Annotated in this window: 23 protein-coding genes; 17 read left to right on the plus strand and 6 right to left on the minus strand. The window is 61.1% G+C overall.

Annotation, left to right across the window (positions count from 1 at the left end; translation table 11 throughout):
• Positions 1 to 17 precede the first annotated feature (17 nt).
• Both CO655_RS17185 and CO655_RS17190 read right to left on the minus strand, forming a co-directional pair.
• Entirely contained in the window at positions 18 to 1,091 is a 1,074-nt protein-coding gene (locus CO655_RS17185) for a hypothetical protein (protein WP_097665568.1), read from the minus strand.
• 71 nt (positions 1,092 to 1,162) lie between these two features.
• On the minus strand, positions 1,163 to 1,765 hold the full coding sequence (locus CO655_RS17190) for a thymidine kinase (RefSeq protein ID WP_010030170.1): 603 nt from the start codon (positions 1,763 to 1,765) through the stop codon (positions 1,163 to 1,165).
• Positions 1,766 to 2,001: 236 nt separating this feature from the next.
• On the opposite strand from CO655_RS17190, the gene CO655_RS17195 reads away from it, so the two are divergent.
• The 6 genes from CO655_RS17195 to CO655_RS17220 all read left to right on the plus strand — a co-directional run bounded on the left by CO655_RS17195 (position 2,002) and on the right by CO655_RS17220 (position 7,729).
• On the plus strand, positions 2,002 to 2,958 hold the full coding sequence (locus CO655_RS17195; RefSeq protein ID WP_097665569.1) for a choline ABC transporter substrate-binding protein: 957 nt from the start codon (positions 2,002 to 2,004) through the stop codon (positions 2,956 to 2,958).
• 75 nt (positions 2,959 to 3,033) lie between these two features.
• On the plus strand, positions 3,034 to 3,879 hold the full coding sequence (gene choW / locus CO655_RS17200) for a choline ABC transporter permease subunit (RefSeq protein WP_064684391.1): 846 nt from the start codon (positions 3,034 to 3,036) through the stop codon (positions 3,877 to 3,879).
• Positions 3,876 to 4,928: a choline ABC transporter ATP-binding protein gene (choV, locus tag CO655_RS17205; RefSeq protein ID WP_097604497.1), complete on the plus strand. Its 1,053-nt coding sequence runs from the start codon at positions 3,876 to 3,878 to the stop codon at positions 4,926 to 4,928. The genes choW and choV overlap by 4 nt, the downstream gene beginning before the upstream one ends.
• A gap of 31 nt (positions 4,929 to 4,959) precedes the next feature.
• Complete coding sequence (locus tag CO655_RS17210; protein ID WP_097665570.1) at positions 4,960 to 5,709, plus strand: pyridoxamine 5'-phosphate oxidase family protein; 750 nt, start codon at positions 4,960 to 4,962, stop codon at positions 5,707 to 5,709.
• Positions 5,710 to 5,815: 106 nt separating this feature from the next.
• Positions 5,816 to 6,133, plus strand: coding sequence for a metalloregulator ArsR/SmtB family transcription factor (locus tag CO655_RS17215; RefSeq protein WP_064684394.1), 318 nt, complete (start codon positions 5,816 to 5,818; stop codon positions 6,131 to 6,133).
• Between the two features lie 270 nt (positions 6,134 to 6,403).
• Positions 6,404 to 7,729: an aspartate aminotransferase family protein gene (locus tag CO655_RS17220; protein WP_097604492.1), complete on the plus strand. Its 1,326-nt coding sequence runs from the start codon at positions 6,404 to 6,406 to the stop codon at positions 7,727 to 7,729.
• 75 nt (positions 7,730 to 7,804) lie between these two features.
• On the opposite strand, the gene CO655_RS17225 is transcribed toward CO655_RS17220, so the two are convergent.
• Complete coding sequence (locus CO655_RS17225; protein ID WP_010032582.1) at positions 7,805 to 8,719, minus strand: HD-GYP domain-containing protein; 915 nt, start codon at positions 8,717 to 8,719, stop codon at positions 7,805 to 7,807.
• Between the two features lie 465 nt (positions 8,720 to 9,184).
• Here CO655_RS17225 and CO655_RS17230 point away from each other — a divergent pair, with 465 nt between their 5' ends.
• A complete protein-coding gene (locus tag CO655_RS17230) occupies positions 9,185 to 10,288 on the plus strand; it encodes a branched-chain amino acid ABC transporter substrate-binding protein (protein WP_097665572.1) in 1,104 nt (367 codons plus the stop codon).
• A gap of 73 nt (positions 10,289 to 10,361) precedes the next feature.
• On the opposite strand, the gene CO655_RS33435 is transcribed toward CO655_RS17230, so the two are convergent.
• Positions 10,362 to 10,646 carry a hypothetical protein gene (locus tag CO655_RS33435; protein ID WP_141514332.1) on the minus strand — a complete coding sequence of 95 codons (285 nt, stop codon included), beginning with the start codon at positions 10,644 to 10,646 and terminating at the stop codon, positions 10,362 to 10,364.
• A gap of 148 nt (positions 10,647 to 10,794) precedes the next feature.
• Between CO655_RS33435 and ade the strand changes: the two genes are divergently transcribed.
• Genes ade through CO655_RS17245 form a run of 3 tightly spaced genes read left to right on the plus strand, consistent with a single transcriptional unit; the run spans position 10,795 to position 13,002 of the window.
• Positions 10,795 to 12,492: an adenine deaminase gene (gene ade, locus CO655_RS17235; RefSeq protein WP_097665573.1), complete on the plus strand. Its 1,698-nt coding sequence runs from the start codon at positions 10,795 to 10,797 to the stop codon at positions 12,490 to 12,492.
• A gap of 58 nt (positions 12,493 to 12,550) precedes the next feature.
• On the plus strand, positions 12,551 to 12,751 hold the full coding sequence (locus tag CO655_RS17240) for a hypothetical protein (RefSeq protein WP_097604481.1): 201 nt from the start codon (positions 12,551 to 12,553) through the stop codon (positions 12,749 to 12,751).
• Positions 12,748 to 13,002, plus strand: a complete 255-nt coding sequence (locus CO655_RS17245; RefSeq protein ID WP_097604478.1) for a hypothetical protein — start codon at positions 12,748 to 12,750, stop codon at positions 13,000 to 13,002. The genes CO655_RS17240 and CO655_RS17245 overlap by 4 nt, the downstream gene beginning before the upstream one ends.
• 4 nt (positions 13,003 to 13,006) lie before the next feature.
• Here the strand turns inward: CO655_RS17245 and CO655_RS17250 are convergent, their stop codons facing one another.
• Positions 13,007 to 14,653 (minus strand): alpha-glucosidase family protein, encoded by a 1,647-nt coding sequence (locus CO655_RS17250; RefSeq protein WP_097665574.1) that lies wholly within the window; start codon positions 14,651 to 14,653, stop codon positions 13,007 to 13,009.
• A 285-nt stretch (positions 14,654 to 14,938) separates the two neighbouring features.
• Here CO655_RS17250 and CO655_RS17255 point away from each other — a divergent pair, with 285 nt between their 5' ends.
• From CO655_RS17255 to CO655_RS17285, 7 genes are all read left to right on the plus strand, one after another.
• The gene (locus CO655_RS17255; protein ID WP_097604472.1) at positions 14,939 to 16,519 is read left to right on the plus strand and encodes a peptide ABC transporter substrate-binding protein; all 1,581 of its coding nucleotides are present in this window, start codon (positions 14,939 to 14,941) and stop codon (positions 16,517 to 16,519) included.
• A gap of 48 nt (positions 16,520 to 16,567) precedes the next feature.
• Complete coding sequence (locus CO655_RS17260; protein WP_097665576.1) at positions 16,568 to 17,491, plus strand: ABC transporter permease subunit; 924 nt, start codon at positions 16,568 to 16,570, stop codon at positions 17,489 to 17,491.
• Positions 17,488 to 18,405, plus strand: a complete 918-nt coding sequence (locus CO655_RS17265; RefSeq protein WP_097604465.1) for an ABC transporter permease subunit — start codon at positions 17,488 to 17,490, stop codon at positions 18,403 to 18,405. The genes CO655_RS17260 and CO655_RS17265 overlap by 4 nt, the downstream gene beginning before the upstream one ends.
• Before the next feature lie 2 nt (positions 18,406 to 18,407).
• A complete protein-coding gene (locus CO655_RS17270; protein ID WP_097665577.1) occupies positions 18,408 to 19,415 on the plus strand; it encodes an ABC transporter ATP-binding protein in 1,008 nt (335 codons plus the stop codon).
• Positions 19,408 to 20,394: an oligopeptide/dipeptide ABC transporter ATP-binding protein gene (locus CO655_RS17275; protein ID WP_097665579.1), complete on the plus strand. Its 987-nt coding sequence runs from the start codon at positions 19,408 to 19,410 to the stop codon at positions 20,392 to 20,394. The genes CO655_RS17270 and CO655_RS17275 overlap by 8 nt, the downstream gene beginning before the upstream one ends.
• Positions 20,395 to 20,553: 159 nt before the next feature.
• Positions 20,554 to 20,895, plus strand: a complete 342-nt coding sequence (locus CO655_RS17280) for a hypothetical protein (RefSeq protein ID WP_097604455.1) — start codon at positions 20,554 to 20,556, stop codon at positions 20,893 to 20,895.
• A gap of 185 nt (positions 20,896 to 21,080) precedes the next feature.
• Positions 21,081 to 22,004 carry a sugar kinase gene (locus CO655_RS17285; RefSeq protein ID WP_097665580.1) on the plus strand — a complete coding sequence of 308 codons (924 nt, stop codon included), beginning with the start codon at positions 21,081 to 21,083 and terminating at the stop codon, positions 22,002 to 22,004.
• An 84-nt stretch (positions 22,005 to 22,088) separates the two neighbouring features.
• Here the strand turns inward: CO655_RS17285 and gstI are convergent, their stop codons facing one another.
• Positions 22,089 to 22,280, minus strand: coding sequence for a glutamine synthetase translation inhibitor GstI (gene gstI / locus CO655_RS17290; RefSeq protein WP_097665582.1), 192 nt, complete (start codon positions 22,278 to 22,280; stop codon positions 22,089 to 22,091).
• Positions 22,281 to 22,468 lie beyond the last annotated feature (188 nt).

The raw sequence follows: 22,468 nt of genomic DNA on the forward strand, positions 1-22,468 counted from the left end.
GCGGCCGCGCCTCGGGCTCAGGAACGCAGAAAAGGCAGGCTGAAGCGGAAAGGCCTGCGGGCCGTATCGATGAGCGGCGCTCCCGGTGCTTCGGGCGATGGTTCGGCATAGGCAGGAAGCCGTCTCGCGACTTCGAGATCGGCGCGGCCCTTGCGCCGCTCCAGATCCTGGGCGACCAGCATGCCCTTCTCGAACAAACTGATCGGCGCGGCGATATTGGGAAAGAACTCCGGCTTGATCCTGACCTTCATGCCTGGCCTGTCGGTATCGACCTGGGCCTGATAGATGATCAGCCGCTCCTCGACATCGATCATCAGCTTGTACAAAAGCACGTTGCAGGCGGCGATCTGGCCGTTCATCGCATCGACGAAGGCCTGAAACAGGCTGATGAAGCGCTCGCGCCGCTGGCTGTCGTCGCGCATCTCGTGCTCCTCGGCGGAGATGCGCTCGGCCTCCGCCTTCAGCGCCCGCCGCTCCGCCTCCATCTGCTCCCAATGCGCCCTGTTGCCGTAGACGCCGATGCGACCCTGCGTCGTCAGCGCCTTGGCGTTGAGCTCCTTCATCCTGAGACGGGCGATATCGATGGAATCGACCAGCCGGCGGCGGTGCTCGACAATGCTGACGAGATTGTGTTCCGCCGCCTTGTGGCGTTCGATGAGCGCAGCGCGCTGTGTGGTGATCAGCCCCGCAAGCGCGTCCGATTTCACCAAGAGGTCGAGCAACCGCTCGACAACGGGCGCCTCGCGCACACGCTCGGTATACATCCGCCACATCCGCTGGCGCGACGTCCAGCCGGCCATTTTCTCGCGCATCGTCAATCCCCGGAAACTGTCGAGGTCTGCCGACACTTCCGCCGTCAGCCGGTCGAGGGAGAGGACGAGCTCGGCGAGCAGCGCGTCCAGCGCGGCGCCATCTGCGATATGGTCTTGAAAGCGCACATTCTGTTCGAGGAAGACCTCATCGGCCGAATGTTTTTCGTCGCTGTCAAAGGCACGGATGCAGGCTGCGCAGTAGACTCCATCGGCCGCGATCTTTTCGGCGAAGCCCCCGGCGGCTTCATAACGGCTGTCGAATGGCGGGGCTTTGCGCACCTGATTTCTCCAGGGAATCTCCTGCCCGCAGGCTAGTCGCTTATGGCGCCAAAGAAAACAGGGCTCCTCCTTCAGACCGGCTCTGCGATCCAGGCCCCGTTCATTTCGTCGTCCCAGTGCCTGCGGCAGAGCGAGACATATTTTTCGTTGCCGCCGACATCGATCTGCGCGCCCTCGTGCAGCACCTTGCCTTCGGCGTCGAGCCGCACCACCATCGTCGCCTTGCGGCCGCAATGGCAGATCGTGCGCACTTCGCGCATCTCGTCGGCAATCGCCAACAACTCCTGCGAGGCCGGAAACAGTTTGCCCTGGAAGTCGGTCCGGAGCCCATAGACCATGACAGGGATGCCGAGCCGATCGACGACACGGGCAAGCTGCCAGACATGGACGGCCGTCATGAAATGCGCCTCGTCGACGAAGACGCAGGAAATCGGTGCCCCCTCGCCGCGCAGCCCGGCGATGAGCTGGAACAGATCCTCGTGCGGCTCGAAGGGGATGGCGCTCGCTTCCAGCCCGATCCTCGAGCCGATGACGCCCCGGCCGGCGCGCTCGTCGAAGGCGGCGATCAGCTGCACCGTACGCATGCCGCGCTCCTGATAATTGTAGGAGGCCTGCAGCAGCAGCGTCGACTTGCCGGCGTTCATCGTCGAATAGTTGAAATAGAGTTTTGCCATCCGATGTCTCCTTGCTCGGCTTATTGAAAGCTCACAACCGCAAAGAAAAGCCCCGCGCCCGCGATAATCACAAGAATCAGCACCTAAAGACCGGCGAAAGCCGCGAAAACGAGACATTGCGAAAAAATCGGCGACGTCGCAATCGCACCCGTCGATACGACGCAAACGCACTGAGGTCGCTTGTCAAACTGGGCTATTGGTGATTGGCTTGGGGACCTAAAGACTGGGAGTCTAAAATGAAAACAACAAGCACATTCAAACTTGTCACCGCAACCGCCGTCGCCGCCCTCTCCGTTGCGACCGCCGCCTTCGCCGCAGACCCTGAAAGCTGCTCCACCGTGCGCTTCTCGGACGTCGGCTGGACCGACATCACCGCCACCACCGCCACCGCATCCGTCGTTCTGAAGAGCATCGGCTATCAGACGGACGTCAAGGTTCTCTCGGTGCCGGTTACCTATACCTCGCTGAAGAACAAGGACATCGACGTCTTCCTCGGCAACTGGATGGAAACCCAGGAAAAGGACGTCCGTCCCTATCTCGACGACAAGTCGGTCGAATCCTTCGGCCCGAACCTCGTCGGCGCCAAGTACACGCTCGCCACCAACGCCAAGGGGGCGGAACTCGGCATCAAGGACTTCAAGGACATCGCGGCCCATAAGGACGATCTCGACGGCAAGATCTACGGCATCGAGCCCGGCAATGACGGCAACCGCCTGATCATGGACATGATCGAAAAGGACACCTTCGGCATGAAGGGTATGGAGGTGGTCGAATCCTCCGAACAGGGTATGCTCGCCCAGGTCGCCCGCGCCGACAAGGCAGGCAAGCCGGTGGTCTTTCTCGGCTGGGAACCCCATCCGATGAACACCAACTTCAAGCTGACCTATCTGAGCGGCGGCGATGCCGTCTTCGGTCCCGACTTCGGCGGCGCCAAGGTCTTCACCAACGTTCGCGCCGGCTATCTCGAAGAATGCCCCAATGTCGGCACCATGCTGAAGAACCTGAAGTTCTCCCTCGACATGGAGAACCAGATCATGAGCAAGATCCTCAACGACGGCGAAGAGCCTGAAGCAGCCGCTTCCGCATGGCTGAAGGCCAACCCCTCGGCCCTCGAGCCCTGGCTCGCCGGCGTCAAGACCCGCGACGGCCAAGGCGAAGCGCTCGCAGCCGCCAAGACCGGCCTCGGCCTTTGATGGTATGAATGGGGCGGCTTGCCGCCCCGTTTCATTTTTGTCCGATTGTTGATTTTTTTTGGATAGGCGCGCACCTTGAATTGGATCACCGACTTTAAGATTCCCATCGGCCCCGGGGCCAAATCCTTCGTGGACTGGCTGACCTCGAATGGAGAGTGGTTCTTCAACCAGCTGGCATTCCTGCTGTCGAGCGCCATAGACGGCCTGCTCTTCGTGCTGCAGAAGCCTCATCCACTGATCGTCATCGCGGCCATCACCGGCATCGCCTTCTGGCTGCGCCGGTCGATCGCGGTCGCCCTCTTCACCTGTCTTGGGCTGCTGCTCATCGTGAACCAGGACTATTGGAAGGAGACGACGGAGACGCTCGCTCTCGTGCTCGCCGCCACCTTCGTCTGTATGGTGATCGGCATTCCGCTCGGCATTGCCGCCGCCCGCCGCCCCTGGGTCTATGCCGCGATGCGCCCGGTGCTCGATCTCATGCAGACGATCCCGACATTCGTCTATCTGATCCCGGCGCTGATCCTGTTCGGCCTCGGCATGGTGCCGGGCCTGATCGCAACCGTCATTTTCGCAATTCCCGCCCCCATCCGGCTGACGCGCCTCGGCATCATCTCGACGCCGCCGTCCCTCGTTGAAGCCGCTGTCGCCTTCGGCGCGCGGCCGATGCAGGTGCTGCGCAAGGTCGAGCTGCCCTTCGCCGCGCCGCAGATCATGGCGGGTCTCACCCAGACCATCATGCTGTCGCTGTCGATGGTGGTTATTGCCGCGCTTGTCGGCGCTCCCGGACTTGGCGTGCCTGTCGTACGCGCGCTGAACACCGTCAATATCGCGAAAGGCTTCGACGCCGGTTTCTGCATCGTCATCCTGGCGATCATTCTCGACCGCATATTCCGCGCAGGGGACGAAGGAGACGGCGCATGACAGCGATAGACTTTAAGAATGTCAGCATCATCTTCGGCGACCGGCCGGAAACGGCGCTTGCCATGGTCGATCAGGGCAAAACGCGTGACGAAATCGGCGCCGCAACCGGCCTCGTGCTCGGCGTCGCCAATGCCTCGCTGACCATCGAGGAAGGCGAGATCCTCGTGCTGATGGGCCTTTCCGGCTCCGGCAAGTCGACGCTGCTGCGCGCCGTCAACGGGCTTGCCCCCGTGGTGCGCGGCGACGTTTCGGTCTCGACCTCCACCGGCCCCGTCAACCCTTACCGATGCAATGCCAAGGCGCTGCGCGGCCTGCGCACCCACACCGTCTCCATGGTCTTCCAGCAGTTCGCGCTTCTGCCCTGGCGCACAGTGGCGGAAAATGTCGGCTTCGGTCTCGAACTTGCCGGCATGCCGGAGGCCGAACGCAAGCAGCGCGTCGGCGAGCAGCTCGAACTCGTCAACCTGACGAAATGGGCCGACCGCAAGGTCAACGAGCTTTCCGGCGGCATGCAGCAGCGTGTCGGCCTTGCCCGCGCCTTTGCCACCGGCGCGCCGATCCTGCTGATGGACGAGCCGTTCTCGGCGCTCGACCCGCTGATCCGCACCCGCCTGCAGGATGAACTCCTGGAGTTCCAGCGGCGGCTGAAGAAAACCATACTTTTCGTCAGCCACGATCTCGACGAGGCCTTCCGCATCGGCAACCGCATCGCCATCATGGAGGGCGGCCGCATTATTCAGTGCGGAACCCCGCATGATATCGTCAAGAACCCTGCCGATCAGTATGTCGCCGATTTCGTGCAGAACCTCAATCCGATCAACATGCTGACCGCCGCCGATGTCATGCAGCCCGGCCTCGGCCAGACGGCCGCCGGCATGAGCGTCAGCGCCACGGCCCGCGCCGCCACCCCGCTTGTCGATATCCTCGACGTGCTCGCCCGCCAGCCGGGCAGCATCGGCATCGTGGAAAACGGCACGGTCATCGGCACCATCACGGCCCAGGATATCGTCGCCGGCCTTACACGCCATCGCCGCAAGGAGGACGCTTGATGTTTTCAAGCCGCTTTGTCACAAAGCGGTTATGAAAGATCAGCCATCGCCTATACGCGAAACCGATGATGAGGCCCGCAAACTCGCCCGCGTGCTGCTGCGCTCCGCTCGGCACGCGGCGATCGCCGTTCTCGATCCCGAGACCGGTTTTCCTTTCGCCAGCCGCGTTCTTCTCGCCACCGATATCGACGGCACGCCCGTCATCCTCGTTTCGAGGCTTTCGGCTCACACCAAGGCACTGGCAAGGGATCCACGCGCGTCACTGCTCACCAGCGAGCCGGGCAAGGGCGATCCCCTCGCCCATGGCCGGCTGACGACCCAATGTGTGGCGGAGCCGGTCGAGCTTGGTCATCGCTTCCACGAGCGCATCCGCACGCGTTTTCTCGATCGCCATCCCAAGGCAAAACTTTATATCGATTTTCCCGACTTCCTCTTCTTCCGTCTCAAGCCGGAGCGGGCGAGCCTCAACGGCGGCTTCGGCCGCGCTTACCATCTCGACGGAAGTGACCTCGTCATCCAATCGCCGGCAAACGAGGCGATCGCCGCCAAAGCGGCCGAAACAGTGCGAGATTTAGTAGAGCGCCATCCCGACGTGGCGGCAACCCTTGCGGTGCGCTTAAATGCCCCGGAATCACCTTCTTGGCGCATCTGCGGCGTCGATCCGGCGGGTTTTGAGATCATTTCCGGGGACTTTTTGGTGCGATACGAATTCGAAACTCTCGCTGCCGATTCCGATCACATTTGTTCAAACATATCTAAAATAGCATACTCGATACCTTAAATTTAGGTATATACAATCTTCGAGCCGAGTTGCTAGTTTTGGCCGCCGCTCCGGTACGGCCTGCCCCATACAGATGATGTACGTTTCGCATTAGGAAGATAACAATATGGAAACCCCTGATTTGGCTGACCACACGAATGTGGCGGCAGCACTATTGTCAGCCATGGCCAACCCCAAAAGATTGCTGATCCTGTGCAGCCTGGTGAAGGGCGAAGTCGCCGTCGGCGTCCTTGCCACGCAAGTCGGCCTCAGCCAGTCGGCTCTTTCGCAGCACCTGTCGAAATTGCGCGCGCAGAAGCTGGTCAAGACCCGCCGCGACGCCCAAACCATCTATTACTCAAGCACGTCCGAGCCGGTCATGAAGATCCTGGCAACGCTCGAAGACATCTACCTCGTTCCGAGCAGAAGCAGATCTGCAGCCTGATGATAGCGCTGACATGACCGTCAGCCGTGCCGGTGGCGCTCGGGAATCCTCCCGGAAGCCTCGGCAACGATATTTCAGCACGTGAACCTTAACGGCACGACCGGCAAATCTGGCGATTTGCCGGTCGTGTCTTTTGGCGCGTTCTTCCGGGCGGAAGCATGTCGGGACTTTTCTCGTTGACGCGTTGAGAGGCCCTGATAATTTGACCGGGCAGTAAAAATTCGGGCGACAAGCCCTCGGGAACGGGCCGTCGACGGCCAGGAGAACAGCATGTCCAACCGCCTCAATACGCCGAACGATCTTCGCGCCTTCTGGATGCCGTTTACGGCAAATCGCCAGTTCAAGAAGGAGCCGCGGTTGTTCGTCGGCGCCAAGGACATGTACTATACCACCCATGACGGCCGTCAGGTATTGGACGGCACGGCCGGCCTCTGGTGCGTCAACGCCGGCCACTGCCGTCCGAAGATCACCGAGGCGATCCGCGAGCAGGCGGGCGAGCTCGATTACGCCCCGGCCTTCCAGCTCGGCCACCCCAAGGCCTTCGAACTGGCGAACCGTCTGGTCGACATCGCCCCGGAAGGCATGAACCACGTCCTCTACACCAATTCCGGCTCCGAATCCGTCGAGACCGCGCTCAAGGTGGCGCTTGCCTATCACCGCGTGAAGGGCAATGGTTCACGCTTCCGCCTGATCGGCCGCGAGCGCGGTTACCACGGCGTCAATTTCGGCGGCATTTCCGTCGGCGGCATCGTCGCCAACCGCAAGATGTTCGGCACGCTGCTCACCGGTGTCGATCACATGCCGCACACCCACCAGCCCGGCAAGAATAACTTCACCCGCGGCGAGCCTGAGCATGGCGGCGACATCGCCGGCGAACTCGAGCGCATCGTCACGCTGCATGACGCGTCCACCATCGCCGCTGTCATCGTCGAGCCAGTCGCCGGTTCGACCGGCGTCCTCATCCCGCCGAAGGGTTACCTGCAGAAGCTGCGCGAAATCTGCACCAAGCACGGCATCCTGCTGATCTTCGACGAAGTCATCACCGGTTTCGGCCGCCTCGGCGCCCCGTTCGCCGCGCAATATTACGACGTCAAGCCCGACATGATCACCACCGCCAAGGGACTGACCAACGGCGTCATCCCGATGGGCGCCGTGTTCGTCACCTCCGAGATTCATGACGCCTTCATGAACGGCCCCGAGCACATGATCGAGTTCTTCCACGGCTACACCTATTCCGGCAACCCGATCGCGTCCGCTGCAGCCCTCGCCACGCTCGACACCTACAAGGAAGAGGGCCTGCTCACCCGCGCTGCCGAACTTTCCGACTATTGGGCCGACGCGCTGCATTCGCTCAAGGACTGCCCCAACGTCATCGATATCAGGAACACCGGCCTGATCGGCGCAATTGAACTCGACCCGATCGCCGGCGAACCCACCAAGCGCGCCTTCACGGCTTTCCTGAAGGCCTATGAGAGCGGACTTCTGATCCGCACCACCGGCGACATCATCGCGCTCTCCCCGCCGCTGATCATCGAGAAGCACCATATCGACGAACTTTTCGGCAAGCTCAGGACCATCCTTCAGAACAACATCTGAGAGGCGATCGAAGATCCTCAAGACCCGCGATGGACAATGCTGTCGCGGGTCTTTCCGTCTGAAGATACAAGAAACTCAGCTCACAGAAGCGACGGAAAGGCAGAGGGCGAATTTTTTCAAGAGCTGGCGATCGAAATGCCCTTCAGCGCCGAGCATCCATTTCAGTGCCTCGCTGGCGCTCCACGGCGCCTTATACGGCCGCACTGAAGTGATAGCGTCGTAAACATCGCAGATCGTCGCAATCCGCGAGTGAAGGCTCACCTCGCTGCCGGACAAGCTGCGCGGATAGCCTTTGCCGTCAATGCGCTCGTGATGATTGAGGCAAACGTCGAGGACGATCTCCGACATGCCCTCCTGCCGCGAGAGGATCGCATGCCCCTTCTCCGGATGGCCCCGGAGCAAGCTGATCTCATCCCTTTCCAGGGGCCCTGCCTTGTTGAGGACTTCAAGCGGAATTTCAAGCTTGCCGACGTCGTGCAGCAGACCCGCGGTGCCGAGCATCTGGATCGTATGCTCATCGAGTGCAAGATGGCGGCTGAAAAGGATCATCAGCGCGCTCACCGAAATGGAATGCAGGAAGGTCACTTCGTCTTTTGATTTCAGGCGTGTGACGCTGAGGAAAACCGACGGGTTCTCATCCATCGATTTGGAGACGGAAGAAATGACTGGCGTCAGGTGATCGACGCTGATTCCGTCGCCATTGCGCAGCCGCCCGAAAGCCTCCTCCAGCAACTGCACGGATTTCTGGACGGTTTCGCGCGCCGCCTGGATGTCGACCTCGATGTCACGGCCCGGCAGGCCGTTGATGTCGAGCCCCTTGCTGGTATTGATGACGACGCTGGCGGTGCCGGATTTACGAATTTTTGCCGCATCGACCTCGCGCCGCAGGGAAAATCTGCGCTTGGACAAAAGCGGATCCTGCCACAGGCCCTCGACAGCCTCCACAAACATTCCGATCCGCACCTGACCGGCATCGATACGCTTGAGCATCCAGATCTCTGTTTCCCGATATGTTTACGTAATTCTTTATGTCGTCTCTTTTTCAATGCTGCCGTATTTGGGTATGGTGGGATCGTAGTGTCATTGGCCAAACTAACGGTTAATGGGAAAGATAAAGACAACCGTATGGAGGTGGTTTCGTCCGGCGGCGGCCCTGGCCTTTGGCGACCTCGCCCCCTGAAAAATCCCTGAAAAACGTAGAAAATGATCCGCTCAAGCGCATTTTCGGTCGGATCGACCGTATTTTCCGTCCATTTTGTTATGAACTTGCGCAATCTCATCAAAATTCCTAGAAATCTCGCATGAGCTTCCTCGAGTCAAACATGGCCGGCGGGCTCGCTGATCGCGCCGATACCGATCGTCCTTGGCACGGCCCCGAAAAGGCTGTTGAATGATCGGGGAAGGCCGGCGCGGCACCTCATCGCGGGTCGAAGACCCCATCCAAGGAGACAGACAATGACCCTCAAGACATTGACGGCGACCCTCGTCGCGTCACTCGCCTTTGCACCGCTTGCCCATGCCGATATCACGATCGGCCTGATCGCGCCGCTGACCGGCCCGGTCGCCGCCTATGGCGATCAGGTGAAGAACGGTGCTCAGACCGCCGTCGACGAGATCAACAAGAAGGGCGGAATTCTCGGCGAAAAGGTCGTCCTCGAACTGGCCGACGATGCCGGCGAACCGAAGCAGGGCGTTTCCGCCGCCAACAAGGTCGTCGGCGACGGCATCCGCTTCGTCGTCGGCCCGGTGACATCGGGTGTCGCGATCCCCGTTTCGGACGTGCTGGCTGAAAACGGCGTGCTGATGGTCACCCCGACGGCGACCGCCCCCGACCTGACCAAGCGCGGCCTCACCAATGTGCTGCGCACTTGCGGTCGCGACGACCAGCAGGCGGAAGTCGCCGCCAAATACGTGCTGCAGAACTTCAAGGACAAGCGCATCGCCATCGTCAACGACAAAGGCGCCTATGGCAAAGGCCTCGCCGATGCCTTCAAGGCGACGTTGAACGCCGGCGGCGTTACCGAGGTCGTCAATGACGCGATCACGCCCGGCGACAAGGATTTCAGCGCGCTCACCACCCGCATCAAGTCCGAGAAGGTCGATATCGTCTATTTCGGCGGCTATCACCCGGAAGGCGGCCTGCTCGCCCGCCAGTTGCATGATCTCTCCGCCAACGCAATGATCATCGGCGGCGATGGCCTCTCCAACACCGAATTCTGGGCGATCGGCACGGATGCGGCGGGAGGCACGCTGTTCACCAACGCCTCCGACGCCACCAAGAGCCCGGACTCCAAGACGGCCGCCGACGCGCTCGCCGCCAAGAACATTCCGGCCGAGGCCTTCACGCTGAATGCCTATGCCGCCGTCGAAGTGCTGAAGGCCGGAATCGAGAAGGCCGGCAGCGCCGAGGATGCCGAAGCCGTCGCCGCCGCCCTGAAAGACGGCAAGGAGATCCCGACCGCCATCGGCAAGGTCACCTACGGCGAAGCCGGCGACCTGACCTCGCAGAGCTTCTCGCTCTACAAGTGGGAAGGCGGCAAGATCGTCGCTGCTGAGTGATCGACGAGGTCTGCGGAAAACAGGATCGGGCGCCCGCGGCGTCCGATCGGTATTTTAAGAGATGGGCTGCCTGTCAATCCCGCTTCCCGTCACGCAGATAGCTTTCCACTGTCGGGTGTTTGTTAAGCACCATCGGTTGACGATAAGTCCAGCTAGGTTTTGGATTTGAAATCCGTGCGTAGAAACTGGCGACCACGACGCGCTTAAGGTCTTCATCGGAAGCGACGCTTCCAGTCGACTTCGCGAGAATGATCCGACTGACCTTTCCATGTTTATCGGTCGTGAGTACAGCTGAGTTGTTCACACAGCCGCTTAACAGTAGGACAGCCATGCAGGCTGCCGAAATAATTGCTTTCATATCATGACCTTGAGTTGAAAACCGACATCTGTATTCTTGCGTCACTAGCACTGCAAATGTCGCAGCGAAAGTCACCGGATGGCACAACCTCCGGATTTCGATAACGCTCCGGATCATCGGCAGACAACGGTCGAAGAGGTAGCAATCCATGACCACCAAACTCGAACGTCTTATCGACCAGGGTGTCGGCCGCGTGCCGGCCGATATCGTGCTGAAGGGCGGCAGCTTCTTCGATCTCGTCACCGGCGAGCTCGTCCAATCAGACATCGCCATCGGCGCCGATCGCATCGTCGGCATTTCGGGCAGCTATGAGGGCGAGACCGAAATCGATATATCGAGCAGAATAGTCGTTCCGGGATTCATCGACACGCATCTGCACATCGAATCCTCGCTCGTCACGCCGCATGAATTCGACCGCTGCGTCCTGCCCTATGGCGTTACCACCGCGATCTGCGATCCGCACGAGATCGCCAATGTGCTCGGCACCGCTGGCATCGAATTCTTTCTGGAATCGGCGCTGGAAACGATCATGGACATTCGCGTCCAGCTTTCCTCCTGCGTGCCGGCGACCCATCTCGAAACCGCAGGCGCCGACCTGCCGATCGAACGTCTCCTGCCCTTCCGCCATCACCCGAAGGTCATCGGCCTCGCCGAGTTCATGAATTTCCCCGGCGTGATCCACAAGGATCCCGTCTGCATGGCCAAGCTCGACGCCTTCCAGGGCGGCCATATCGACGGTCATGCGCCGCTTTTATCAGGCAACGACCTCAACGGTTATCTCGCAGCCGGCATCCGCACCGAGCACGAATGCACGACCGCCACTGAGGCGCTGGAGAAGATCCGCAAAGGCATGCATATCCTCGTGCGCGAGGGCTCCGTGTCGAAGGATCTCGCCGCACTGATCCCCATCATTACCGAGCGGCTTTCACCATATCTCGCGCTCTGCACCGACGACCGCAATCCGCTCGACATCGCCGAACAGGGCCATCTCGATCACATGATCCGCACCGCGATCGCCAGCGGCGTCGAGCCCTTGGCGATCTACCGCGCCGCCTCGATCTCGGCGGCCCGCGCCTTCGGCCTCAGCGATCGCGGTCTCGTGGCGCCGGGCTGGCGGGCTGATCTCGTGGTTCTCGACAGTCTGGAAAACTGCCGCGCCGAAATGGTCTTCTCCGCCGGCCGGCGCGTCACCGATGCGCTCTTTTCCACGCGCAAGCCGGTCGCTCCGATCGGCCTCGACAGCGTCAAGGCCCGAGCGATCAACGCCGCCCATTTCGGCGTGCCGGCCAGGGAGGGCGAGACATCGGTCATCGGCGTCATGCCGGGCAAGATCATCACCGAACATCGCCGCTACCGGCTGCCCGTCAAAGGCAACGAGACGGCAGTCGACCTTGCCAACGACATCATCAAGGTCGCCGTCATCGAGCGCCACGGCAAGAACGGCAACCACGCCAACGGCTTCGTCCAGGGCTTCGGCCTGAAAAAGGGCGCAATCGCCTCCACCGTCGGCCATGACAGCCACAATATCTGCGTCGTCGGCGTCAGCGAGGATGACATGGCGCGCGCCGCAAACCGCCTCGGCGAGATCCAGGGCGGCTTTGTCGTCGTGGAGGATGGCAAGGTCACCGGCGAAATCGCCCTACCCATTGCCGGCCTGATGAGCCTCGAGCCCTACGAAAAGGTCCGCGATACGCTGCACCATCTGCGCAAGGCCGCCTTCGCGCTCGGCGCGACGCTGGAAGAACCCTTCCTCCAGCTCGCCTTCCTGCCGCTGCCGGTCATTCCGCACCTGAAAATATCCGACCGCGGCATGGTCGACGTGGACAAGTTCGCGCTGATCGGGTGAGAGTATTGTTGGCAAATTCCACGGCAGCGCCTATTTTGCGATATCGCTGGAGCAAATCATGACCAAGCTGGAACAGATTGAAAAATCCGTGACCGAACTCGACAAGCATGAGTTCGAAGCCTTTTCCGCTTGGTTTGAAGCCCTTCAGGCCGAACGCTGGGATCGGCAGATGGAAACAGACGCCGCGAGCGGCAAGCTCGATCATTTCGCGGAGAAGGCCTTGGCCGATTTTCGTGCCGGAAAGACAAGGCCACTTTGAAACACCATGCAACTCCCTCCTTCTGGGAGGCCTATGACGGCTTGCCTGAGCAGATACGGAAGCTGGCCGACGAAAATTTCGATCTGCTCAAACAAGACCCCAGACATCCATCCCTGCATTTCAAGCGCGTCGGGCGCTTCTGGTCGGCACGTGTTGGCACATCCTGGAGAGCTTTAGCCGTCAGGGATAGCGACAACGTCATCTGGTTTTGGATCGGCTCTCATGCCGATTACGACAAGCTTCTAAAGTAACCCCTCAAACCCGCGCACAAAACCCATCCAGCGCCGCAAGTTTCACCGTTCCACCATCGTTCACAGCCTCGTAGCCCGGCATGGCCAACGGCTCCCTGAGCACGATACCGTCAGGCAGGCGGAAATCCGCCGGCTTGCGCGTCAGGTTGAAAACGAACAGCAGTTTTTCCCCGCCCTTTTCGCGGGTGAAGGCGAGCAGGTCCTGATTGGTGTCGACAAAGGTCATTTCGCCGTCGATCAGCGCCGGGTGGCTCTTCCGGAAGGCGAGCGTCCTGCGGTAGTGGTGCAGCACCGAGTAGTCGCTGTCCTCCTGCGTATCCACCGAAAGGGCCGCCTGCTCGTAAGGCACCGGCAGCCAGCTCTTTTCGGCGGAGGTGAAGCCGGCATGTGCCTTGCCGGCTTCCCAGGGCATCGGCGTGCGGCATCCGTCGCGGCCCTTGAACGCCGGCCAGAAGCGGATGCCGTAGGGGTCGCGCAGATCCTCGAAAGCAAGCTCCGCCTCCGGCAGGCCGAGCTCCTCACCCTGGTAGAGGCAGATCGAACCGCGCAGCGCCGCAAGCACCGAGATCGCCAGCTTGGCGATGACAGGGCGCTCATCCGCCGTCAGCGCAAAACGGCTGACATGACGCATGACATCGTGGTTTGAAAAAGCCCAGCAGACCCAGCCGTCGGTCACCACCTTCTGGAAATCCTCGACGCAACCGCGAATATGCTCGGCGGTGAACTCCGGTCCGAGCAGGTCGAATGTGTAGCACATGTGCAGCTTGTCGCCGCCGCTCGTATAGGCGCCAACCGTCTTTAGCGAACGCGCCCCATCGCCGACCTCGCCGACAGTCGTGCGATCCTCGTACTGATCGAGCAGCGCCCGGAAGCGCTTGAGGAAACCGACATTTTCCGGCTGCGTCTTGTCGTAGAGGTGGTTCTGCATGCCGTACGGATTGCTGTCTGGCGCATCGAGGCCGGCGTCATCCTCGTCGGGCTCATGCGGCGGATTGCTTCTCAGCTGCTTGTCGCAGAAATAATAGTTCACCGTATCCAGCCGGAAGCCGTCGACGCCGCGGTCGAGCCAGAACTTCACCGTCTCCAGCACCGCATCCTGCACTTCTTCGCAATGGAAATTGAGGTCCGGCTGCGAGGTCAGGAAGTTATGCTGGTAATATTGCCTGCGCACGCCGTCCCACTCCCAGCCCGGCCCGCCGAAGATCGATAGCCAGTTGTTCGGCGCCGTCCCATCCGGCTTCGGATCGGCCCAGACATACCAGTCCGCCTTGGAATTGCTCCGGCTCGCCCGGCTCTCGACGAACCAGGGATGCCGGTCCGATGTGTGCGAGATCACCTGGTCGATGACCACCTTGATGCCGAGCCTGTGCGCCTCGGCCATCATCTCGTCGAAATCGGCGAGCGTGCCGAAGATCGGGTCGACATCGCAATAGTCGGAGACGTCATAGCCCATGTCGGCCATCGGCGACTTGAAGAAGGGCGAGAGCCAGATCGCATCGACGCCGAGGCTGGCAATATGCGGCAGCCGGCGGGTGATCCCCTTGAGGTCGCCGAGGCCATCGCTGTTGGTGTCTTGAAACGAGCGCGGATAGACCTGATAGATTACCGCGCCGCGCCACCAATCCGCATTCCCGCCTGCCTGCAATGCCATCGGCTACATCTCCTGCTTCGTTTGCGCTCGCCACACTAAAGCGGACGAAACAAAAGACAACTGGATGAGGTCGTTGTGAAAGTGCCGGACACCCCGCGTGACGTCGTCGTGATCCGACAAGGGGGAGACGTATATAGGCTTGTCCACAACCCGTTTCCAGCCTCCGCATTTGGGGTTGCAACGCGATTCCTTTGCGATAAGGTGCGCACTGACCTGCACGTAAGAGGTCAAATACCGGGAACAGATGTCTAATAAAGGCGCAAAGCCTAGAAAGGTGGACCCACGATGAACCAGTTCACGAAAAAATTTCTCGCCTCCGCAATGCTTGGCACATTGCTGGCGTTTTCGGCGCATGCGGCCACGCTCAACATCCACAATGGTGGCGATCCGCAGTCGCTCGACCCGCAGAAGCTTTCCGGCGACTGGGAGAACCGTATTGCCGGCGACATTTTCGAAGGCCTCGTCACGGAGGACGCCAAGGACAATCCGATTCCCGCCCAGGCCGAAAGCTGGACCATTTCGCCGGACGGCAAGGTCTACACCTTCAAGCTTCGCGACGGCATCAAGTGGTCCGATGGCCAGCCGGTAACGGCAGGAGACTTCGTCTTCGCCTTCCAGCGCCTCGTCGACCCGAAGAACGCTGCCGAGTATGCCTATCTGCAGTTCACCATCAAGAACGCCGAAAAGATCAACAAGGGCGAAATCACCGATCTCAACCAGCTCGGCGTCAAGGCGATCGACGACAAGACGCTTGAAATCACGCTCGAAAACTCGACGCCTTATTTCCTCAACGCCCTGATGCACTACACGGCCTATCCGCTGCCCAAGCATGTCGTCGAGGCCAAGGGTCAGGACTGGGTCAAGATCGGCAACATCGTCACCAACGGTCCCTATAAGCCGACCGAATGGGTTCCGGGCTCGCATGTGACGACTGTTAAGAACGATCAGTGGTACGGCACCAAGGACCTGAAGATCGACGGCGCCAAGTTCTTCGTGCTGGAGGACCAGGAAGCCGCACTGAAACGTTACCGTGCCGGCGAATTCGACATTATGACCGACTTCCCGACCGACCAGTATGAATGGATGAAGAAAAACCTGCCGGGCCAGGCACACGTCGCCCCCTTCTCCGGCCTCTATTATTATGTCGTCAACTCGCAGAAGCCGCCCTTCAGCGACAAGCGCGTCCGCCAGGCGCTGTCGATGGCGATCAACCGTGAAGTGATCGGTCCGCAGATCCTCGGCACCGGCGAATTGCCGGCCTATTCCTGGGTTCCGCCGGGCACCGCCAATTACGGCGAGCCGGCCTATGTCAGCTGGAAGGACCTGCCTTATAAGGACAAGGTCGCCGAAGCCAAGAAGCTGCTCACTGAGGCCGGCTTCGGTCCGGACAAGCCGCTCCATGCCGTCCTCAGCTACAACACCAACGACAACCACAAGCGCATCGCGGTGGCGATCGCCTCCATGTGGAAGCCGCTCGGCGTCAATGTCGAGCTCGTCAATGCCGAAACCAAGGTGCATTACGACCAGATGCAGCGTGGCCAGGTCGAAATCGGCCGTGCCGGCTGGCTCGCCGATTACAACGATCCGGACAACTTCCTGAACCTCTTGGTGACGGGCGTGCAGATGAATTACGGCCGCTGGTCCAATCCCGATTACGACAAGATGATCAAAGAGGGCAACGCGGAGACCGATCTGAAGAAGCGCGCCGAAATCTTCAAGAAGGCCGAGCAGCTGGCGCTTGATGAATCCGCCGCCCTGCCGATCTACTATTATGTCTCGAAGAATGTCGTTTCGCCGAAGATCGAAGGCTTCGTCGACAACATCCAGGACATCCACCGCACGCGCTGGCTGTCGATGAAAGAGTAAGGGAAAACGGTCCTTCCCGCCCCGCGCGGGAAGGACCGGCCCACGACCATGATCAAATACGCCCTCCGTCGCCTGCTATCGACGATCCCCGTCCTGTGGATCGCCGTCACAGCCTGCTTTTTTGTTTTGCGCCTTGCTCCCGGCGGCCCCTTCGATGGCGAAAGGCCATTGCCGCCGGTGATCCTGAAGAACCTTGCCATTCACTACAACCTCGATAAGCCGCTGATCCAGCAATACCTGATCTATGTCGGCGACCTGCTGCGAGGCGATCTCGGCCCCTCCTTCGCCAGCGAGGATTTCACCGTCGCCCAGCAGATCATGATCGGTCTGCCCTATACCTTCACCATCGGCACGGCTGCCTTTCTGATCGCCATCATCGTCGGCGTGGCCGTCGGCTGTCTTGGGGCGCTCTACCAGAACAAGGCGCCGGATTACATTCTCGGCGCGCTGATCCTGGTTGGCGTCGTATTGCCCAACTTCCTGATCGCGCCGATCCTGCAATTGATCTTCGGCATTCACCTCGCCTGGTTTCCGGTCGGCGGCTGGGGTGACGGCTCGATCAAATATCTGATCCTGCCGATCGTCGTTCTGGCTTTGCCGCATGCAGGCCGCATCTCGCGCATCACCCGCGGCTCGATGATCGAGGTGATGAACCAGAACTTCATCCGCACCGCCAAGGCCAAGGGCATCGGCCCGCGCCTGACGGTGATGCGCCATGCGCTGAAACCCGCCATGATGCCCGTCGTTTCCTATCTGGGTCCGGCGGCAAGCTACCTTCTCACCGGCTCGCTGGTCGTCGAAAGCATCTTCGGATTGCCCGGCATCGGCCGCTATTTCGTCAACGCAGCCCTCAACCGCGACTACGGCATGGTTCTCGGCACGGTCATCTTCTACATGGTGCTGATCGTGTTCCTGAACCTTCTCGTCGACATCGCCTATGCCTGGCTCGATCCGAAAGTGAGAAACCGATGATCCTCAACCCCGCGAAACGCGAGCTGCTCGCTCAGGAGCTTCTCGAAGCGGAAGGCCTGGCGCCCGAAGGCCGCTCGCTCACCAGGGACGCCCTGCGCCGGCTCGGACGCAACAAGGCGGCCGTCCTGTCGATCGCCGTCCTGGCGCTGCTGATCGTCGCAGCCTTCCTCGGTCCCTGGTTCATTCCGTTCAACTATGAGGATCCGGACTGGGCGGCCTTCCGCATTCCGCCGTCGATCGAGACCGGCCACTATTTCGGCACCGACCCGAACGGCCGCGACCTTCTTGCCCGCGTCCTCTACGGCACCCGCGTCTCGCTTGCGGTCGCACTGACGGCAACCGTCGTGTCGGTCGTCATCGGCGTGCTTTACGGCGCGATCTCGGGCTATATCGGCGGCAGGCTGGATGCCATCATGATGCGCTTCGTCGATATCATGTATGCGCTTCCCTACATCCTCTTCGTCATCCTGCTGATGGTGATCTTCGGCCGCAACGTCTATCTGCTCTTTGCCGCAATCGGTGCGCTGGAATGGCTGACAATGGCCCGCATCGTGCGCGGCCAGACGCTGTCGATCAAGCATCGCGAGTTCATCGAGGCGGCGCGCGCCTCCGGGCAGCGGCCGTTCAAGATCATCGTCAAGCACATCATTCCGAACCTCGTCGGCCCTGTGGTCATTTTCGCAGCGCTGACCGTGCCTGAAATCATCGCCACCGAAAGCTTCCTGTCCTATCTCGGCTTCGGCGTGCAGGAACCGCTGACCTCGCTCGGCACGCTGATCGCCGAGGGAACCGACGCCATGGAAAGCATGCCCTGGCTGCTGATCTTCCCGGCCGGCTTCCTCGTCGCCCTGCTGCTCAGCCTGCTGTTCATCGGCGACGGCCTGCGCGACGCGTTCGACCCGAAGGATCGCTAAGAATGCCCCAAGAAACGCAAAAAGACGTCCTGCTCGAACTCAACGACTACTCGATCACCTTCGCGACGCCTGACGGCGAGGTGAAGGCGGTCTCGAATATGAACCTCACCGTCCGGCGCGGCGAGCGCGTCGCCATCGTCGGCGAATCCGGCTCCGGCAAGAGCCAGACCTTCCTCGGCATCATGGGCCTGCTGGCCAAGAACGGCGCCACGACGGGCCAGGCGCTGCTCGAAGGCAAGGACGTGCTGTCGCTGAAACCGCGCGAGCTCGATCAGATTCGCGGCAAGGACATGGCCATGGTCTTCCAGGATCCGATGACCGCCTTGAACCCGTCGCTCAAGATTTCCCGGCAGCTGACCGAACAGCTCGAGGTTCATCGCGGCCTGACGGCCCGCGCGGCATCGGACGCTGCCCTCGATATGCTGAAACGCGTCGGCATTCCGGATCCGACCCGGCGGTTCCACCTCTACCCGCACGAGCTCTCCGGCGGCATGCGCCAGCGCATCGTCATTGCCATGGCGCTGCTGACCAAGCCGAAGCTTCTGATCGCCGACGAACCGACAACGGCGCTCGACGTCACGATTCAGGCGCAGATCCTCGACCTGTTCAACGACCTGACGGCGGAGATGAACACGGCGCTGGTGATGATCACCCACGATCTCGGAGTGGTCGCAGGCCTCGCCGACCGCGTCGCCGTCATGTATGCCGGCCGCATCGTCGAGGAGGCCCCCGTCGACGAACTCTTCGACAATCCGGCCCATCCCTATACGGCGGCGTTGCATGCCTCCATCCCGCGGCCGGACCAGGATGTCGACGACCTCGTCGTCATTCCCGGCCGCCCGCCGAACCTGCAGCACCTGCCGAAGGGCTGCAATTTCTCGCCGCGCTGTTCGCAGGTCCAGAACGATTGCATCGACCATCCGCCGCCGCTCGAGACGCTGGCGCCGCGCCACTGCGCCGCCTGTTACCACCCGTTCCCGCGTCGTGAGGAGTTGCTGAACCATGGCTGAGCGATCGCTGCTGAGGGTCGAAAACCTGACGACCCAATTCGAACTGCCGGCAAAAGGCCTCTTCAAGCCGCCGGTCTTCCTCACCGCCGTCAACAATGTCAGCTTCGATATCGCCGAAGGCCGCACGCTCGGCATCGTCGGCGAATCCGGCTGTGGCAAGTCGACGCTCGGCCGCTCCATCCTGCGGTTGTTGAAATCGCAGAAGGGCCGCATTCTCTGGCAGGGCCGCAATCTGCTCGACCTCAGTGAAGAGGAGATGCGCGCCGCGCGCCGCGACATGCAGATCATCTTCCAGGATCCGATCGCCTCGCTCGACCCGCGCATGACCGTCGGCGACATCATCGCCGAGCCGCTCACCGTCTTCGAGCCGAAGCTTTCGAAGGCCGAGCGCACCGACCGGGTCCGCCAGATCATGGCTGCCGTTGGTCTTGTCCCGGAGATGATCAATCGCTATCCGCATGAATTTTCCGGCGGCCAGGCGCAGCGGATCGGCATTGCGCGCGCCGTCATCACCAAACCGAAGCTCATCGTCTGCGACGAGCCGGTTTCGGCCCTCGACGTCTCGATCCAGGGCCAGGTGATCACGCTTCTGCGCAAGCTGCGCAAGGAGTTCGGCCTGACGCTGATCTTCATCAGCCACGACCTGTCCGTCGTGCGGCTGATCTCCGACGATGTACTGGTGCTCTATCTCGGCAGGGTGGTGGAATCGGGCGACTGCGCCACCGTCTTCGACCATCCGGCCCATCCTTATACACAGGCGCTCTTTTCGGCCGCACCGATCCCGGATCCGAAGCTCGCGCGCCTGCGCACCCGCATCCGCCTGCAGGGCGACCCGCCCTCGCCGCTCAACCCGCCGAAAGGCTGTGTCTTCTCACCGCGCTGTTGGAAGGCGACCGACATCTGCCGCACCGAAATGCCGCCGACCGAGGAGGTTCGCCCCGGCCAGAAGGCGGCCTGCTACCACATGGACAGGCCGTGAATGGAACGATCTTTTCAGAACATCTACGTCCCTCCATCTTTGGGGGGAAGTGTTCCCAAAACGGACTTATTTCGGAATCTATAGTCTCCGATAACAAAGATTTAGTTGCGGATATGCTATCCCTTTCTGCGCCCAATCATGGGCGAGGGGAACGCATATATGAAATCGAAAGTCTCTGGATTGATCGCGGTTGCCGCCGCGATCATCGCCGCCTCAGCCGTGCCATCGCGTGCCGAAGATCTGAAGTTCCAGCTCACCAACGGGACCAATTCCGTCCTGACGCGCTTCTACAGCTCGCCGACCGGCGTCAATAGCTGGGAAGAAGACGTCTTCGGCGAGAAGGTCCTCAATCCGGGCGAGACCGTGAACATCACCATCGCCGACGGCCGCACCGTCTGCAAATACGACATGCGCTTCGAATTCGACGAAAACTCGGACCTCGACACGACCGAAGATACGCAGGACCTTTGCGAGCTCGGCAGCTACACCATCCACGAATAATCAACCCGCGCCGGTAACCGCCTTCGCCTCGTCCGCGAAGGCGGGTTTTTCATTTCCTGCGATACCGGCGCTTACGATATCAATGCTTGTCACTCCGCACGGCTCCGCGTATCAGCGGATGAAGCGTCAATTCAAAGCGATAGAGCGGCCTGTTGGATCAGCGGCGCTCATGCCGGGAGGACAAGGTGAGCGGAAGACGGTTTCTATCGATCGGTGAATGCATGGTGGAGCTCTCGCAGGCCGGTGACGGCCTGTTGCGCAAAGGCTTTGCCGGCGACACCTTCAACACCGCCTGGTATGCCCGCGCCTGCCTTGGCCCCGACTGGTCGGTCGATTATTTCACCGCCCTCGGCGACGATGCCATGTCGGACGAGATGGTCGCCTTCATCGACAAGGCAGGCATCGGCACGAGCCTGATCCGGCGCATCAGGGGCAGGACGCCCGGCCTCTATATGATCAGTCTGAAGAACGGCGAGCGCTCCTTCAGCTACTGGCGCGACAGCTCGGCCGCCCGCAGCCTTGCCGCCGATCCCGACCGCCTGCGCGAAGCGGTGGAAAGCGCCGACCTCGTCTATTTCTCCGGCATCACGCTGGCCATTCTGCCGCAAGAGGATGCCACGACACTGCTCGCCGAAATCCGCCGCGCCAAGGCGGCCGGCAAGCTCGTGGTCTTCGACCCGAACATCCGTCCCCGCCTCTGGTCGAGTTACGACGTGATGCACGCGACGATCCGCGAAGGCGCCCGCTCTTCCGTGCTCGTCATGCCGAGCTTCGATGACGAAGCCGCGCATTTCGGCGACGATTCCATCGAGGCGACGATTCAACGCTATCGCGCCCTTGGCGCTGCCAACGTCGTCGTCAAGAACGGCGCGGACGGCGTTCGCCTGAATTTCGCCGGCGACGAGACCTTCGTTCCGGCCGAGACGGTGGAGACAGTGGTCGATACCACCAGCGCCGGCGACAGTTTCAACGGCGCCTTTCTCGCGCGCTATCTCGAGACCCAGGACGCGCCGGCAGCCGCCCGATTCGCCGCGAGCGTCGCAGCCCGCGTCGTCAGTGAGCATGGCGCCTTGGTCGCCAAGGAAAAGCTCGGATTGAGCGGGCGTTAAGCCCGCGCATGGCGACCAACATACGAACGCCATGCGCGGGCGCTCCCCGCCGTATCGGCGTTACCTGCCGTGGGAATCAAGCAATCAGGACTTCGTCGGCCGATCGGTCTCGCGAACCGCCTCGTCATGATACCAGCAGCTGTCGAGCGCCGCGTCGCAGACATCGGCTGCCTCGCGCTCCATCAGTCGGGCGCGTTCGAACCGGCTGGGGGTCCGCGCCGGCTTGACGGGAAACTGGTAGATCGTTGCGGATTCACGATGGAAACCGGTGGGCATAAGATCGCCTCCATTCCGTTCGGCGCATCAACATTCGACGTCGCGACCTTAGCACAATGCACATAGTTTATGCAAATTGCACAAAATATATGCACGCATATATTGTGATTGATCGATATGCTGTCTTCGCGGCGAGCGTCCGCCTATTTGTTCAACACTTCATCACCTCGGGCTAACGCAGAAATTTT

The sequence above is a fragment of the Rhizobium sp. M1 genome, from assembly GCF_002531805.1.
Lineage (GTDB): Bacteria > Pseudomonadota > Alphaproteobacteria > Rhizobiales > Rhizobiaceae > Rhizobium > Rhizobium etli_C.